The sequence below is a fragment of the Taklimakanibacter albus genome, assembly GCF_016595235.1.
Classification (GTDB): Bacteria; Pseudomonadota; Alphaproteobacteria; order Rhizobiales; family Aestuariivirgaceae; genus Taklimakanibacter; species Taklimakanibacter albus.
Window position 1 is genome coordinate 628,074 of sequence record NZ_JAENHL010000004.1, and the last position, 14,420, is coordinate 642,493.

Consider the following 14,420-nt stretch of genomic DNA (forward strand, 5'->3'; position numbering starts at 1 on the left):
GACGTGGCAAAGATAGCTAGACCGAGGCATCATACGGATTGGCAAAACTGACATTCTTCAGGGCAAAACTGACATGAGCGCTGGGGGCCACCCGACCGAAATCGCCATCCTGGCTTATCCCCGTGCCCAGTCCGCCGCGATCCATGGCCTGACCGACCTGTTTGTCGAGGCGAGCCGCATCTCGCGCCGTCTTGCCGGGGACGCCAAGGCGCCACCGGCTCTGCGCGTCACCCATTGGCGCCCATCGAGCGACGGATCAGACCTGGAGCTGAGCTTCGATACCCATCCCGGCCGGCCGAGCCGTCCCGCCGTCGTCATCGCCCCCCCGACCCTCGCCGGACCGCCGATCCCTGAAACGATCCGCCCCTTCGCCCGATGGATGCGCGAGCGTCATGACAAGGGCGCGACGCTCTGCTCGATCTGCGGCGGCACCTTCGTGCTCGCCGAAAGCGGCCTCTTGAACAACCGCGCGGCCACCACCCATTGGGGTTATGCCGAGGAGCTGGCGCGGCTTTATCCTGAAATCCATGTCGATGGCGACAAGCTCATCGTGGAGGACGGCGACATCATCTCGAGCGGCGGCATCATGTCCTGGACCGATGTCGGTTTGAAGCTGATCGACCGCTTTCTGGGCTCAGCCGTGATGCTCGCCACCGCGCGGTTTTTCCTCATCGATACGGCCGGGCGCGAGCAGCGTTTCTACAGCACCTTTTCACCCAAGCTCGACCATGGCGACGAGGCGGTGCTGAAGGTCCAGCATTGGCTGCAGAAGGAAGACGGCCACCAGGCGACGCTTGCGGCGATGGCGCTTCATGCCGGGCTCGAGGAGCGCACCTTCCTGCGCCGCTTCCGCAAGGCGACCGGCCTCAATCCCACTGAATACAGCCAGCGCCTGCGCATCGGCAAAGCGCGCGAGCTTCTGGAGCTCACCAACCGCACGATCGACCAGGTGGCCTGGGCCGTCGGTTATGACGACCCGGGCTCCTTCCGCAAGACCTTCCACAAGCTGATCGGGCTGAAGCCCGGCGACTATCGCAAGCGTTTTTCGGTGACGCCCTCGGCTTCCTAGCTATACCCGCTTTCGAGCAGCACCCGCTGCAAGCCCGAAATGATCTCTCCCCGCCCCGCAATGGCAGCCGTCTCCAGGGCTTTTGATATGGTGGGAGACGCCTCGCCACCATGTACCCTTTGCACCGGCTGATCGAGCCAATCGAAGAACCGCCGGTGAATCTCGTCGGCGAGAAAGCCGCCATAGGAAGTTCCCAGCACGCCCTGTTCGACGATGAGAACCTTGTTCGTCTTCCGGATCGAAGCACCAAGAGTGTCCCAATCGATGCCGGCCCGGTCGAGAGATCTGAGATCGATCACTTCCGCGGCGATGTTCATTTCCCGGACGATGTCGACCGTCTCCTGGACCATGGCCGAGTAAGTGAGGACGGTCATCAGATCGCCCTCGACGACCACCTTGGCGCGCCCAAAGGGAATGAAATAATCGAAATCCTCGGTGGGGGCCGGCCCCTTGCGGCCATATAGATTGACATGTTCGATCACCAGCACCGGATCCTTACTGAAAATGGCCGTGTTCATCAGGCCGACATAGTCGAACGGCGTCGACGGCGCGACGATGCGCCATCCGGGCGCGGTTGCGAATATTCCGGCCGGGTCCATCGAATGTTGTGAACCATAACCGGTTCCCATCGCGATTTTCGTCCGCAACACGAGCGGTACATCGATGTCGCCGCCGAACATGTGGCGGGCCTTGCCGATCTGATTGAAGACCTGGTCCGCCGCGACCCAGAGAAAGTCGGGATACATGAATTCGACAATGGGCTTGAAGCGCCCATCCATGGCCATTCCTCCCGCCAGGCCCGCAAACGCGGCTTCGCAGATGGGTGTGCCGAGCACGCGATCCGGAAATTCCTCCGCTAGCCCCTTCGTTGCGCCGTTGGTGCCTCCTCTGAGCCGGTGAATGTCTTCGCCCATCAGCACGAGGCCCGGGTCGGCTTTCATGCGATGCGCAAGGCACCGCGCGATCACGTCGACAAACTTGGTCTCGTCGAGCGCTCCTTCGAAGCTCTCCAGCTCTTCCGTGCGGACATCGCGAAATTCGCTTTGATCGCTTCTGATGCCGACATCGCGGAGCGCTTCATCCGGCCACAGCACCACGCGAATACCGCGCTTGCCTTCATTTTCCTCGGTCAGCTCGTTGGCGATTTCGCTCATGAGGGCCTGACATTGCAAGCGCAGCGTCTCGATTGCGGCCTCGCCGACGAGTTGCCGCGTCTGCATCTCGAGCGCGACCCTGTCCAATGGATCGCGGGCGCGCCAGTGCGCCTCCTCCTCCTTGCTGCGATAGCCGAAGGCGCTTCCCGGCAAGGGACCGTTCTGGTGAAAAAAGCGGTAGACTTCGACTTCGATGATCGTCGGCGTCTTGTCCCTCCGCATGATTTCGGTCGCCTCCTGCGTCGCGAGATAGACCGCCAGGGGATCCATGCCGTCCACGCGCCATGCCGGCACCGCGAAGGCCGCGCCGCGCGACGAGAGCCTGGACTCCGCCGTCACTTCGTCGACCTTGGTGGCAACGGCATATCCGTTGTTCTCGATGAAGAAGCAGACCGGAAGTTTCCAGGCAGCCGCCAGGTTCATCGATTCGAGCACCGACCCGATATTGACGGCGCCGTCGCCGAAATGCGTGAAGACCACATTGTCGCTCCCCGCTTGCTTGTGCGCCCAGGCAGCCCCCAGCGCCAGGGGCGCGCCACCGCCGACGATCGCATTGGTGCCCAGATTGCCGGCCTGTTCCCAGCGCAGATGCATCGAGCCGCCACGGCCACCGCCGAACCCGACTGACAGGCCCAGGATTTCGCCGAGCGTCTTTCTGGCAAGACCTCGCACCTCGTCTGAAAAGCCGTTCCCGACCGCAAAGCCGTCAGGCTGCAGATACTGCAGTGATTTGAGCAGGAATTGATGGTGCCCGCGATGCGAGCCATTGATCTGGTCGCCCGGCCGCATGGCCCAGATGGCGCCCGCCGCCCCGCCCTCCTGTCCGACCGCGGAATGCGCCGGCCCATGAACCAGCCCAAGCCCGGCGAGATCGAGCACTTTCTCTTCGAACGCCCTGACCAGATGCATGGAGACCAGCATGCTGGCGAGCAATTCGGGGGACGCTGCCGACCAGTCGGAGGGTTCGGAGCGCAGCTCCTTCCACGCACTCTTCGGATGCAAGATGTCAAGGATTGCCATGGCTGATGATCACGTCCTAAGCCGCAAGGAAACCGCCATCGACGGGCAAAACCGCACCGGTAATGAAACTGGACATATCGGACGACAGGAAAACGACAGGCCCGACGATTTCGCTCGCCTCACCGATGCGCTTCATCATGACCCGGTTGAGGAACCAGTCTGCGCCATTGGGGCGCGCCAGCTGGGCTCTGGCCATCTCGGTCATCATGATCCCCGGTGCGACGGCATTAACCCGTACCCCATGTTCGGCCAGATCGCGCGCCAGAACCTGCGTCAAGGATCGGATCGCGCCCTTCGAGACCACATAGCCGGCTGTCGAGGCGCCGCTCACGAATGCAACCACCGATGCGATGTTGACGACGACCCCCTTCGAGGCCTTCAAAGCCGGCACGAAGGCCCGCACCACGTTGAACGTGCCGTTCAGATTGACCGCCATGATCCGGTCCCAGACGTCGTCCATGGCAGGATCATCGAACATTGCCCGTCCGGCCACACCGGCATTGTTGACGAGGATGTCGAGATTGCCGTGCTTCGCCGTGATTTCCGCAGCAGCAGCATAGGCAGCACCGCGATCCGTCACGTCGATCTGCACGGCATCGGCCTGTCCGCCCTTTTCTCTGATCCTCGTGACGACATCCTCCGCGCCCTCGATATCGCGGTCACAGCAGATCACCGTCGCGCCTTCGGTCGCGAGGCCGAGCGCTATCGAGGCGCCTAACCCGCCTGCCGCTCCCGTCACAAGCGCCAGCTTTTCCTTCAGCAGCCCCATGGTCATCCAGTTCCTTCTTGCAGGTTGTCAGGTCGCTCGAATGAGCTTCGCATCACGCCTGTTCCATCCGACGAGCACTTCCCCGCCCCGGCGAATGTCGCTGTATTGGCCAGAAGTCTCGCGGACGATGAGATCATCGCCGCCGACGCTTGCCTTCAGGATGATTTTTCGGGACGCCCCCAGATAGACGATGTCGGTGACCGTCGCCGAAAGGCTGCTCTCGACCGCGAGCTTCCCATCGCCGGATATCCGCATGCTCTCGGGTCGGATCAGCAACGCGGACTCGTTCTCCATGGCTGAAGGCGCCGGCTCAATCGCAAACGCCTGCTTGTGCCGGGAGACAAAGGCATCCGCGTCCCGACGTCCGAGGATGATGTTCGATTCGCCCAGAAAGCGCGCCACGAAGAGGCAGGCGGGATCCGCATAGAGATCTTGCGGCGTGCCGACCTGCTCTATTCTGCCATCGCGAAACACCGCGATCCGATCAGAGAGCGCCAGCGCCTCTTCCTGGTCGTGCGTCACATAGATGAAGGTGCTGCCCACATCGCGATGCAGGCGGCTCAATTCGAGTTGGAGCTCCTCGCGCAGCTTCCGGTCGAGCGCCCCCAAGGGCTCGTCCATGAGCAGGACCGGCGGCTGATAGACGATGGCCCTCGCCACCGCGACCCGCTGCTGCTGTCCGCCGCTGAGCTGGCTCGGATATTTGACCGCGAGCCCCTCGAGATGCACACGTTTGAGTGTTTCGCCGACCTGCCGCCTCACCAGCTCCTCGCTTATCCGCCGGCGCCGCAGCGGATAGGCGACATTCTCGAAGACGGTGAGATGCGGGAACAGCGCATATTGCTGAAAGACCATGCCAAGCTGCCGCTTGTTGGGCGGCAGGCCCGAAACCTCCTGACCATCGATCCGGACCGATCCCTCGGTCGGCTGGATGAAGCCGGCGATCATGTTCAGGGTGGTCGTCTTGCCCGAGCCGCTGGGCCCCAGGAAGGTCATGAAACACCCGGCGCCGATCGCCAGATTGACGTCATGCACGGCGGCCTGCTCGCCGAGAAAACGTTTTGTCAGTTTGCTCAGATCGACCCGAGCTCCATGGTGAGCGGATGTCATCTCGAACGCCTCAGAAGATAGGTGGAACAGAACAGCACCGTCGTCACCAGGACGACCACCGTCGATGCCGCGGCGATCGTGGGGTCGACCTCGGCGGTCACCGAAAGATACATCTGCACCGGCAGCGTTCTCGTATCGGGCCCCTGCAAAAACAGCGTGTAGACGATCTCGTCGAATGACGTGACGAAGGCGAACACCATGCCGGTGATCACACCCGGCAGGATCAGCGGCAGGGTCACGGTGCGGATGGTCTCGGGCACCGAGGCACCGAGCGACGCGGCGGCCATTTCGAGCCTTCTGTCGAACGTCTTGAGCACCGAGCTGACCGTGATCAGAACGAAGGGAAGGCCAAGCACCGAATGGGCGAGCACCAGTCCGACGAAAGTCTCCGAAAGATTGAGCCTGAGGAAGAATACATAGGCGGCGACGGCACCGACGATGCCAGGCAGCACGATCGGGGTCAGCAATATCGCATAGATCGCCTGGCACCAGCGCGAGCCCGAGCGGGTCAGCCCATAGGCCGCTGCGCTACCGACAACGGTTGCCAGCGCAGCCGAGCAGACGCCAATGAGAAGGGAATTTCGCAGGCTCCCCGACCAGACCGTATCGGTGAAGAAGTGAACGAAGTAGCGCAGTGAATACTCGCTTGGCGGGAACTCGAAGCTCGGCCGGCCGGCAAAGGCCAGCAAGATGACGACCGGCACCGGCAGAAACAGGATGAATCCGACCACGGTGCAATGCAGCCGCAACGACCATGGCAGGCGGCGCGCCGAAGCGCCGCCGGTTTCGCCACTATAGCCGCCGATCATGTTGCCTGAATTGAGGAAGCGCGCCGTGAAGACCAGGATGATGCCGACTGCAAAGGCCAGGATGAAGCTTCCAGCACCCGCCATATTGAAGGCGAGCAGCCGATTGACCTGCACGCCGATATAGGGCGCGATCATGGCTTCCCGCGGTGAGCCCAGCAGCATGGGGGTGACGTAGAAGCCGAGCGACATGATGAAGACGATGGTCGCTCCGCCGACAATGCCGGGCAGCGTCAGCGGCAGATAGACCGATCGTAACGCCGTCAGACGGGACGCACCGAGGGACTGTGCTGCAAGCACCAGCCGGCGGTCGACGCCGATCATCGAATTGTACAAGGGCAGTACCATGAAAGGCAGAAGCAGCTGCGCCATGCCGATCGTCACGCCGATCTCGGTCCGGATCAGGGGAAGCCGACCCAGGCCCAGTGCATCGAGGCCGTTGTTTATGACGCCGTTGTCGGAGAGGAGAATGACCCAGGCGAAGCTGCGCGCCATCAGGCTGGTCCACAAAGGCAGGAGAACCAGCAAGGTCAGCAGCAGCCAGGTTTTCCGCCCTGCAATCGTCATCGCATAGGCGTAAGGATACCCGAAGACCAAGGTCACCGCAGTAACGATCGCCGCCATCTTGAGGGTCCGCAGGAAGGCGCGCTGAAATCCGGCCCGTGACAAGAGGTCGACATAGTTGCCAAAACCGGGAACCGGATCGAGGACGCTGATGGCGAACAGCCATGTCAGCGGCAGCACCGTCACCAGCAGGAGGAGCACGAGAGCCGGAATGGCCAGGGCCGCAGGTCTGCCAAACGCCCTCTTCCTGGTCGTCACCTGGCGACTGGACAAATAATTGCTTGCCAATAAACTCCGCTCCACGATCGACCTCTGTCAACGCCACCGGCGATCTGCGCCGGTGGCGTCTCTTGCATTTTTTTACTTGGAGGAGATCCAGTCGGTGAAGCGCTTGGTCGCCTCTTCCTGGTTCTTGGCGTACCAGGCCTGATCGACCACGATCAGCTCGTCCGCATGCCCGGGCGTCGTAATCAGGAATTGCTTGAGGACATCGTCGACCTTAGGGGCAGCTTGATCATTGACCGGAGCGTAGCCGACGAAGTCCGGTATCCGGCTCTGCGCGGCCGGGCTCACCGCCTCGGCAATCAACTTCATTGCGTTATCCCGGTTCTTGCTGCCCTTGGGCACCATCAGAACATCATAGGTCGCCAAGGGCTGCTTCCATACCGGAACGAACTTCGCGCCATTCTTGACCGCGTTATAGGCGCGCCCCGACCATGAGACCACCATGTCGACTTCGGCTCTTTCCATCATTTCCTGCATTTGGGCGCCCGTGTCGAAGAAGACCAGATTGTCCCCGAGCGTATCCAGCTTCTTGAAGGCCCGGTCATAGTCGAGCGGAAAAAGCTTGTCGGCAGCAACACCGTCGGCGAGCAACGGAACCTCGAGCGTGCCGGCCCAGGCGGCGTTGTACATCGCCCGCTTGCCCGGAAACTTCTCGGTATCAAAGAAGTCCACCCAGGTCTTCGGTGGATTGGCGCCATACTTGTCCTTGTTATAGACCAGCAGGAACGCATACTGGAAAATCGGAACCGCGCATTCGGAGACCATCTTCTGCGGCAAATGACTTACATCCACCACGCTGGTGTCGATCTTCTCAGCATAGGTGCCGCATGAGCCGACCGGAAAGAACGGATCGGAATGGAACACGTCCCAGGTCACCCTGTCGGCATCGACCATCGCCTTGATCTTCGCATAGTTGCCATCCATGACGTCCTGCTTCACGGCGACACCGGTGCGTTGAGAGAACGGCTCGATCACCGCTTTCGTGAACATCTCCTGGCTGGCTCCGCCCCAGCCGACGAAGGTGAGTTCATTCGCCGTCGCTACTCTCGCCTGCATTCCGTTCATCGCCATGAACGAAATGGCCGCCACCGTCAGAAATTTCCTCATCGATAAATCCTCCCATTCGTTGTCGTTCTTTTTCATACTTCCGAGTATCATGAAAGCATCGCAGCCATCGGCTGTCAATAATTTCGCGTCTTTCACCTCAGCCTTTTTGTGGTTTTCCCGCGCCTCTGTAGAGCTTGAGGCGATCGCCGGCGTTACGCAGGTGAACCGCGGCGGCGCTTCGCGCGGCTTCGACATCGCGGCGTTCGATCGCATCATAGATCGCTTGATGCTCGGCCAGGACATCGACCATCAGGCCGGCATAACGCGCCGTATTGGTGCGCGCGGTTCGCACCAACCGGCGGACTTCATCCTCCAGAAATCTGCCGAATCGTATCACGTGCCGATTGTGACTGGCGCGCAGGATCTCGTAATGGAACTGCATGTCCTCATCGGTGCCCGTCCGATTCTCGGCAACGGCGACCTTGAGATCATCCAGCGACATCTTGATCCGCCTGAGCTCGGGCTGCGTCCGGCGGCTTGCCGCCAAGGCCGTGTATTCACTTTCGACGGAGATCATGAACTCAATCAGTTGAGCGAGATCATCACGGTCTTCGAAGTCCGGATGCAGCTTGAAGCCCGGATGATCGCGCGTCGCGAGACGGCCGTTGCGGCCGCTGACGATCAGTCCCTCGGAGCGTAGAATGCCGAGCCCGTCGCGAACCGCCTTCAGCCCCACGCCGAACCTGGCGGCGAGCTCGCGCTCCTGCGGCAGCAGGCTTCCGGGCTGCAATTTTCCTGATTCGACATCACGGCGCAGCGCCACCGCGATCTGATCGGGAAGCGTGCTTGATTTTGGAGCGGCAGACCGTCGAACCAACTTCAGAACTCCTTCAATGGAACAATCAACCTGCCATATGAAGACCGCCATTTACATGCAAAATTTCGCCGGTGACGAATCCGGCGCCCGGACCGCTCAGATACAGAACGGCATCGGCAACCTCATACGCTCTGCCCAGGCGGCCGAGCGGTGTGTCTGCAATCAGGCGAGCCAATTGCTCGCCGGGCAACTCCCGCATCATGGCGGTGTCGATCAATCCCGGCGAAACGGCGTTCACCCGGATTCGCGGTGCGAGTTCCCTCGCCAGACTTCGTGTGAGCCCCAATACCCCGCTTTTGGCGGCGGCATATTGCGAGTGCTCACGGCTTCCCCTGTGCGCGGCCATGGACGCGATGTTGACGATGCTGCCGCCATCTCTCAGATGCGGAAGAACGGCCCGCAGAATGAGGAAGACCCCATCGAGATTCACTGAAATTCCAGCTCTCCAGGTTTCTTCGCTCATCTCGCCGAATGACGCATGCCGATAGAGCCCCGCGGAAGTCACGACGATATCGAAGCCGCCAAATTTATCGACACCAAGGGCGACGACGTTCATTGCCGCAGCGAAGTCCGTCACGTCATGCTGGACCGCCAGGACCTTTGCGGGATCTCTTGCCGCCATGGCGGCGAGAGCGCCCACGTCCAGATCCGTCAGCACCAGATTGGCGCCCTTCTCCGCAAAGCGATGCGCGACAGCGGCGCCGATTCCCCCTGCGGCGCCGGTGATCAGAACGACCTTGCCGTTGAAGTCCGTCATGGGTTTCGCTCAGCCATCGATCATCTGCAGCTCGCGCCTCGCCACAATGCTGTCAGGGTTCTCCTCGAGCTGACGGGCATATTTGTGGCCGGAATAGATCGACTGCGCGATGGTCGCGGGCGAAAGGCAATCGCCGATCCGGACCAGTGACTTCAAGCCGGCCGGCAATACATCTTCTGGCCCGGCAAGGTCGTGATAAAGGTGGTCATTGCAGATGCGCGACGTCACGGGGATGAAGCTTCGCGCCTCGATCTGAGTTTGCCGACCGGTAAAGACGCATTCACAAGTCACATGCCCGCCGTCGACCGCGACGATGTCGGTATTCGCGACGATGGTCACACCGAGCTTCAACAACCGCTCTTGAATGAAGGTCTGGTCGCCGGTGTAGACGGTCCAGCTGGACGCCAGCGCCGTCGTGGTCACCAGGGTGACGGCGCGCCCCTGCTTCGCCAGGAGCTCCGCCAGCGTGCCTCCCATGAAGTAATGATCGTCGTCGAATATGACGATCGGGCCGTCGATGACCTGACCATTCATGACGTCATCGGGCGATAGCACTATACTGTGATCGTTGCGCGGAATCGGGCGGGCGTGACTCCTTCCAACGCCGTCATGGCGCCAATGCGCTCCGGTGGCCAGCGCGACATGGTCATAGCCGAATTCGAGTATCTGCTCGGCCGTCAGATCGCTTTCCGGGTAAAGCTCCACATTGGGGAGCTTGTTCAGCTGGGTCAGCCGGTAGTCGCGGACCCTGATCCACTCACCGAGCCCCGGCAGCCGGGTAACCTTGAGCAAATGCCCGCCCAGATCGCGCGATGACTCGGCCAGGGCAACCGCATAGCCGCGTTTGCCGAGAGCGTGCGCGGCTTCAAGTCCGGCCGGTCCAGACCCCACGACCAGAACTCTGCTCTGCGACCGGCTGATGTTCAGTCTTTCCGGATGCCAGCCACGCCGCCACTCTTCCATCATGGTCGGATTCTGCGTGCAGCGCGCCGGGGTCACCATGAACTGGCTGGCAATGCAGATATTGCAGCCGATGCACTCGCGAATATCCTCGGGCCTGCCCTCCTTGATTTTGTTGGGCAGGAAGGGATCGGCGATCGAGGGTCGCGCCGCGCCGATGAAATCGACTAGGCCGCGCTTGACCAACGACACCATCGTGTCGGGCGAGGTCAGCCTGCCGACCGACACCACGGGCTTGGTCGAGACTTTCCTGACATGTTCGAGCCAGGGCTCCATCCAGTTTTCCCGGGAGAAGCGCGATGTCGGCCAGTCGATATAGCCGACGGTGAGGTCCCAGAGATCGGGAAGCTCGGCAAGCAGCTCCATGGCGTCGCGCGCTTCTTCCCTCCCCATTCCGTGATCGGCAACCGCGTCATCCAGGGAAAACCGGATGGCGACAGCGCGCTGGCTGCCGATTTCTTCCCGCGTTTCCTCGAGTATCTCGCGGATGAGCCGAGTCCGGTTCTCCAGACTGCCGCCATATTCGTCGGTTCTCTGGTTGATACGGGGAGACAGGAAGTCGTGCAGGATGCTGACACCATGAGCGACATAGAGATAGACGAGATCGAAACCGGCCTGCCTGGCCCGGCGCACACCCTGCCGGTGCCACAAGCGCAGATCCTTGATGTCGGATTTCGACATGGCGCGGGAATGCGAAGGGAAGTCGCCCAAGGGCGAGGGCCGCGGCGACGGGCTGTAGGCCACCTCGCGGCTGTCGCGATTATGAGAATAGGCGCCGGTCAAAACGGTTTCGCACCCGGCCAGCGATCCATGCTTATGAACCGCATCGACCATCAAGGCGTTGGCGGCGATATCATCGTCATTCCACAGCCGCGCATGGCCCGTCGGAGATGGGTCACCTGAGGGGTGAACCGAACAAAACTCCGTGCAGACGACCGCCCAGCCCCCCTCGGCCTTGGTGCCGCGCATGCCGGCCACCGTATTGGGATAGCGGTAACCGGCGCCATTGCAGTGCGGCACCTGATAAAACCGGTTCCTGGCCACCAGCGGGCCGATCTTCACCGGTTCGAACAATATATCGTATCGAGGGTCACGCTCGATTTCGCGCTCGGATTTGACCGTGATGTCGAAGTCCATTCCCGCGGCTCCCAGCTTAGGTTGACTGAGATCATACTCGGTAGTATGAAGATACTGCAAGATGTAATTTCGCTGAAGGGGAATCTCGATGAGCGTCAGGCTATTTCGCCGGTCGGAAGTGGACTTTGTTCCGGTGGATCCGTCGGCGACGCCCGACGGCGAATACGCGCTGGCCCGCCTGATCGGCGTGAAGCAAAGCTCGACGCTGGGCGGCGGCCTCGTCAAATTCGACAATTGCTCGATCGAGTGGACACTTCTCTACGATGAAATTCTGGTCGTCCTGTCCGGCAATTTCAGATTGAGATATGGCGAACAGCTCGAAAACAGCTTGGACGCCGGACCGGGTGACGTCCTCTGGCTGCCTGAGAAGACCCACCTCGCTTATGAGGGGGAGAAGGCCGAGCTGTTCTTCGCCGTCTATCCCGGCAATTGGCGGACGCTCAACGGCTTTCCTGAAGTCTGACATAGCCGGCTTCACTCTTCGGCAGGCCCGCCTTCGAGTCCAATCCAAAGATCACCTGGTTGGCGACCGCCTCCGCGATGAAGAGGCGATCGACATCCATTTCATTCGCCTTCGGGCGATACCAGTTCGAGACGGAATCCAACCCGCCCATGAGGGTCTTCGTGCATATATCCAGATTGGGGACGAGCAAGCTCCCCTCCCGCGCGCATTCTTCGATGACATGAGCAAACAGTCGCTCGTAGCCGGCGCGCAGGCTGGTCAGCTGCCGCAAGGCACCGCGTTGTTGCGGCGTGAGCGCCCGGTCGACATGTACATCGACGGCCTGCTTGATCACATGGTGGTAGGACAGCGTTCGCATCAGCAGGAGCGTGTGCGCAATGGCCATTGCCTTGAGTCGGGCGAGCGGCTCCAGGCCGCTGCGCGCATGCGGTTGAACCGTGTCGCGCGCCAGCTCGATGCCCCTCTGATAGACGGCGAAGAAGAGATCGATCTTCGATTTGAATTTGTAGTAGATGAGCCCCTTGGTGGAGTCCAAACGATCGGCGATGTCATCGATTGTCGCCGCATCAAAGCCGGATTCCATGAAGCAGTCGGCCGCCGCATCCAGAATCTCGATGGTTCGGTCAGCCCCTTCTTCACGGCCTCCCGCTCCTGCCGTCTGCCTGCCAGAACTTCTGCGTGCCCGCATTTTGCCTCGCCAGCCGTAAATCGGTATTCATACGACTCCGTATCACTATACTAAATCCATGAAAAGCCATTCGTCCTCCTTGGCCAGCACGGCCCCGATGATAACCGGCAAGACCGCACTTGTTGGCATCCTCGCCGACCCGATTGCCCATGTCCAAACCCCGCAGCGGCTGAATGCCTGGTTCAGGGACCACGGCCATGACGCCATCCTTGTCCCTATGCATGTGGGGGCGGACGATCTGGCGTCGCTCGTTCAAAGCCTGCGCCGGCTCAGGAATCTCACCGGCCTTGTCGTGACCGTGCCACATAAGGAGGCTTTCGCCCTGCTCTGCGATCAGTTGGGCGAGGGAGCGTCAATGGTCGGCGCGGTCAATGCCGTCAAACGTCTATCAGACGGCCGCTTGCTTGGCGAAAATTTCGACGGTGCGGGATTTGTGGGCGGGTTGCGGGCGGCCGGGATCAATCCCGCTGGTCACGACGTTCTTATGGCCGGCGCCGGCGGCGCGGCACGGGCGATCGGATTCGCCCTCGCTCGCGCTGATGTCGCCTCCCTTTCGATCTTCAATCGCAACCATGCCAAGGCTGATGCGCTCGCTCGGGCAATTCAGTCGCACTTCCCGAAACTGCCGATCGCGGCCGTTGCGGATCCGCCAACAGAGAAATTTTCCCTCATTGTGAACGCCACGAGTCTCGGCCTCTCGGAAGCCGATCCTCTCCCGGTTCCGGCGGCCTTGCTGCGACCCGGGACCACTGTGGCCGAGGTCATCATGAAGCCGGAACGGACGAAGCTCCTCGATGTGGCCGCCGGGCATGGTTGCCGGATTCATCCCGGCCGCCATATGCTCGAGGCGCAGATCGAGCTGCTCGGCAGCTTCGTGCTCGCCGGTATCGACTCTTAATACGTCGCGCGTCCGCCCGACACGTCGAACACGGCACCCGTCGAGAATGAGCATTCCTCGCTGGCGAGGAAGGTGACGAGGCTCGCCACTTCATCGACCTCACCGAAACGCCCCATCGGAATCTTCGACAGCATGAAGTCGATATGGGCCTGCGTCATCTGATCGAATATCGGCGTCTTGACCGCTGCCGGCGTCACGCAATTGACGGTGATCCGGCTTTTGGCGAGCTCCTTGCCCAGCGACTTGGTGAGGCCGATGACCGCCGCCTTGGAGGTCGAATAGGCCGAGGCATTCGGATTGCCTTCCTTGCCCGCGATCGAGGCGATATTGACGATGCGGCCATAGTCGTTCTTCTGCATCACCGGCACGATAGTGCGGCAGCAATAGAAGACGCCGTTCACATTGATGTCGATCACCTGGCGCCATTTGTCCGACGGATAATCCCAGGTCGTGGCATTGGGACCGGTGATGGCGGCACTCGTCACCAGCACGTCGATGCGGCCGAACTTCTTTACCGTCTCGGCGACCGCGGCCGTGACACTCTCTTCTCGGGCGACATCGACGGCGACGCCAAACGCCTGAGCGCCGATCTTGCCCGCGGCCTTGCTTCCGGCCCCCGCATCGACGTCCCAGATCGCGACCGAACCGCCCTCCGCGACAATGCGCTCCGATATGGCGAAGCCGATCCCCGAGGCTCCCCCGGTGACCACCGCGACGCGTCCTTTGAACCTTCCGGCAAACTGCATATTATCCCTCTGTCTTAAGTCGAAATCGGCCGGACCATTTCACGCGAAAGGCTTAAGTGCAAGCCATTAA

Annotated in this window: 13 protein-coding genes; 3 read left to right on the forward strand and 10 right to left on the reverse strand. The window is 61.3% G+C overall.

Features of this window, described 5'->3' with window-relative positions; all coding sequences use genetic code 11:
• The first annotated feature begins 73 nt into the window (after positions 1 to 73).
• Complete coding sequence (locus JHL16_RS04350; protein WP_200183649.1) at positions 74 to 1,069, forward strand: GlxA family transcriptional regulator; 996 nt, start codon at positions 74 to 76, stop codon at positions 1,067 to 1,069.
• Here the strand turns inward: JHL16_RS04350 and JHL16_RS04355 are convergent.
• The 8 genes from JHL16_RS04355 to JHL16_RS04390 form a co-directional block, all read right to left on the reverse strand.
• A complete protein-coding gene (locus JHL16_RS04355) occupies positions 1,066 to 3,243 on the reverse strand; it encodes an alpha-ketoacid dehydrogenase subunit alpha/beta (protein ID WP_200183650.1) in 2,178 nt (725 codons plus the stop codon). The two genes, JHL16_RS04350 and JHL16_RS04355, sit on opposite strands and share 4 nt — an antisense overlap.
• Before the next feature lie 16 nt (positions 3,244 to 3,259).
• Complete coding sequence (locus tag JHL16_RS04360) at positions 3,260 to 4,012, reverse strand: SDR family oxidoreductase (RefSeq protein WP_200183711.1); 753 nt, start codon at positions 4,010 to 4,012, stop codon at positions 3,260 to 3,262.
• 27 nt (positions 4,013 to 4,039) lie between these two features.
• Complete coding sequence (locus JHL16_RS04365; protein ID WP_200183651.1) at positions 4,040 to 5,122, reverse strand: ABC transporter ATP-binding protein; 1,083 nt, start codon at positions 5,120 to 5,122, stop codon at positions 4,040 to 4,042.
• Positions 5,119 to 6,750: an ABC transporter permease subunit gene (locus JHL16_RS04370; protein ID WP_200183652.1), complete on the reverse strand. Its 1,632-nt coding sequence runs from the start codon at positions 6,748 to 6,750 to the stop codon at positions 5,119 to 5,121. The genes JHL16_RS04365 and JHL16_RS04370 overlap by 4 nt, the downstream gene beginning before the upstream one ends.
• Positions 6,751 to 6,852: 102 nt before the next feature.
• The gene (locus tag JHL16_RS04375) at positions 6,853 to 8,079 is read right to left on the reverse strand and encodes an ABC transporter substrate-binding protein (RefSeq protein ID WP_200183653.1); all 1,227 of its coding nucleotides are present in this window, start codon (positions 8,077 to 8,079) and stop codon (positions 6,853 to 6,855) included.
• A complete protein-coding gene (locus JHL16_RS04380) occupies positions 7,982 to 8,701 on the reverse strand; it encodes a FadR/GntR family transcriptional regulator (RefSeq protein WP_200183654.1) in 720 nt (239 codons plus the stop codon). Before JHL16_RS04380 ends, JHL16_RS04375 begins: the two co-directional genes overlap by 98 nt.
• A 25-nt stretch (positions 8,702 to 8,726) precedes the next feature.
• A complete protein-coding gene (locus JHL16_RS04385) occupies positions 8,727 to 9,458 on the reverse strand; it encodes an SDR family NAD(P)-dependent oxidoreductase (protein ID WP_200183655.1) in 732 nt (243 codons plus the stop codon).
• A gap of 9 nt (positions 9,459 to 9,467) precedes the next feature.
• The gene (locus tag JHL16_RS04390) at positions 9,468 to 11,555 is read right to left on the reverse strand and encodes an oxidoreductase (RefSeq protein WP_200183656.1); all 2,088 of its coding nucleotides are present in this window, start codon (positions 11,553 to 11,555) and stop codon (positions 9,468 to 9,470) included.
• Positions 11,556 to 11,643: 88 nt separating this feature from the next.
• On the opposite strand from JHL16_RS04390, the gene JHL16_RS04395 reads away from it, so the two are divergent.
• Positions 11,644 to 12,018: a hypothetical protein gene (locus JHL16_RS04395; protein ID WP_200183657.1), complete on the forward strand. Its 375-nt coding sequence runs from the start codon at positions 11,644 to 11,646 to the stop codon at positions 12,016 to 12,018.
• On the opposite strand, the gene JHL16_RS04400 is transcribed toward JHL16_RS04395, so the two are convergent.
• Positions 11,996 to 12,706 (reverse strand): TetR/AcrR family transcriptional regulator, encoded by a 711-nt coding sequence (locus tag JHL16_RS04400; RefSeq protein ID WP_200183658.1) that lies wholly within the window; start codon positions 12,704 to 12,706, stop codon positions 11,996 to 11,998. The genes JHL16_RS04395 and JHL16_RS04400 overlap by 23 nt on opposite strands.
• Positions 12,707 to 12,803: 97 nt before the next feature.
• Here JHL16_RS04400 and JHL16_RS04405 point away from each other — a divergent pair, with 97 nt between their 5' ends.
• Entirely contained in the window at positions 12,804 to 13,604 is an 801-nt protein-coding gene (locus JHL16_RS04405) for a shikimate dehydrogenase family protein (protein ID WP_200183659.1), read from the forward strand.
• On the opposite strand, the gene JHL16_RS04410 is transcribed toward JHL16_RS04405, so the two are convergent.
• Entirely contained in the window at positions 13,601 to 14,350 is a 750-nt protein-coding gene (locus JHL16_RS04410; protein WP_200183660.1) for an SDR family NAD(P)-dependent oxidoreductase, read from the reverse strand. The two genes, JHL16_RS04405 and JHL16_RS04410, sit on opposite strands and share 4 nt — an antisense overlap.
• Positions 14,351 to 14,420 lie beyond the last annotated feature (70 nt).

Bases quoted from the DNA above. Each gene is read 5' to 3' on its own strand.
- JHL16_RS04360 (WP_200183711.1), bottom strand. From the start codon at position 4,012: ATGGGGCTGCTGAAGGAAAAGCTGGCGCTTGTGACGGGAGCGGCAGGC.
- JHL16_RS04390 (WP_200183656.1), bottom strand. From the start codon at position 11,555: ATGGACTTCGACATCACGGTCAAATCCGAGCGCGAAATCGAGCGTGAC.
- JHL16_RS04410 (WP_200183660.1), bottom strand. From the start codon at position 14,350: ATGCAGTTTGCCGGAAGGTTCAAAGGACGCGTCGCGGTGGTCACCGGG.
- JHL16_RS04375 (WP_200183653.1), bottom strand. From the start codon at position 8,079: ATGTCGAAGCCGCGCGAAGCGCCGCCGCGGTTCACCTGCGTAACGCCG.
- JHL16_RS04395 (WP_200183657.1), top strand. From the start codon at position 11,644: ATGAGCGTCAGGCTATTTCGCCGGTCGGAAGTGGACTTTGTTCCGGTG.
- JHL16_RS04400 (WP_200183658.1), bottom strand. From the start codon at position 12,706: ATGCGGGCACGCAGAAGTTCTGGCAGGCAGACGGCAGGAGCGGGAGGC.
- JHL16_RS04355 (WP_200183650.1), bottom strand. From the start codon at position 3,243: ATGGCAATCCTTGACATCTTGCATCCGAAGAGTGCGTGGAAGGAGCTG.
- JHL16_RS04365 (WP_200183651.1), bottom strand. From the start codon at position 5,122: ATGACATCCGCTCACCATGGAGCTCGGGTCGATCTGAGCAAACTGACA.
- JHL16_RS04385 (WP_200183655.1), bottom strand. From the start codon at position 9,458: ATGACGGACTTCAACGGCAAGGTCGTTCTGATCACCGGCGCCGCAGGG.
- JHL16_RS04350 (WP_200183649.1), top strand. From the start codon at position 74: ATGAGCGCTGGGGGCCACCCGACCGAAATCGCCATCCTGGCTTATCCC.
- JHL16_RS04405 (WP_200183659.1), top strand. From the start codon at position 12,804: ATGATAACCGGCAAGACCGCACTTGTTGGCATCCTCGCCGACCCGATT.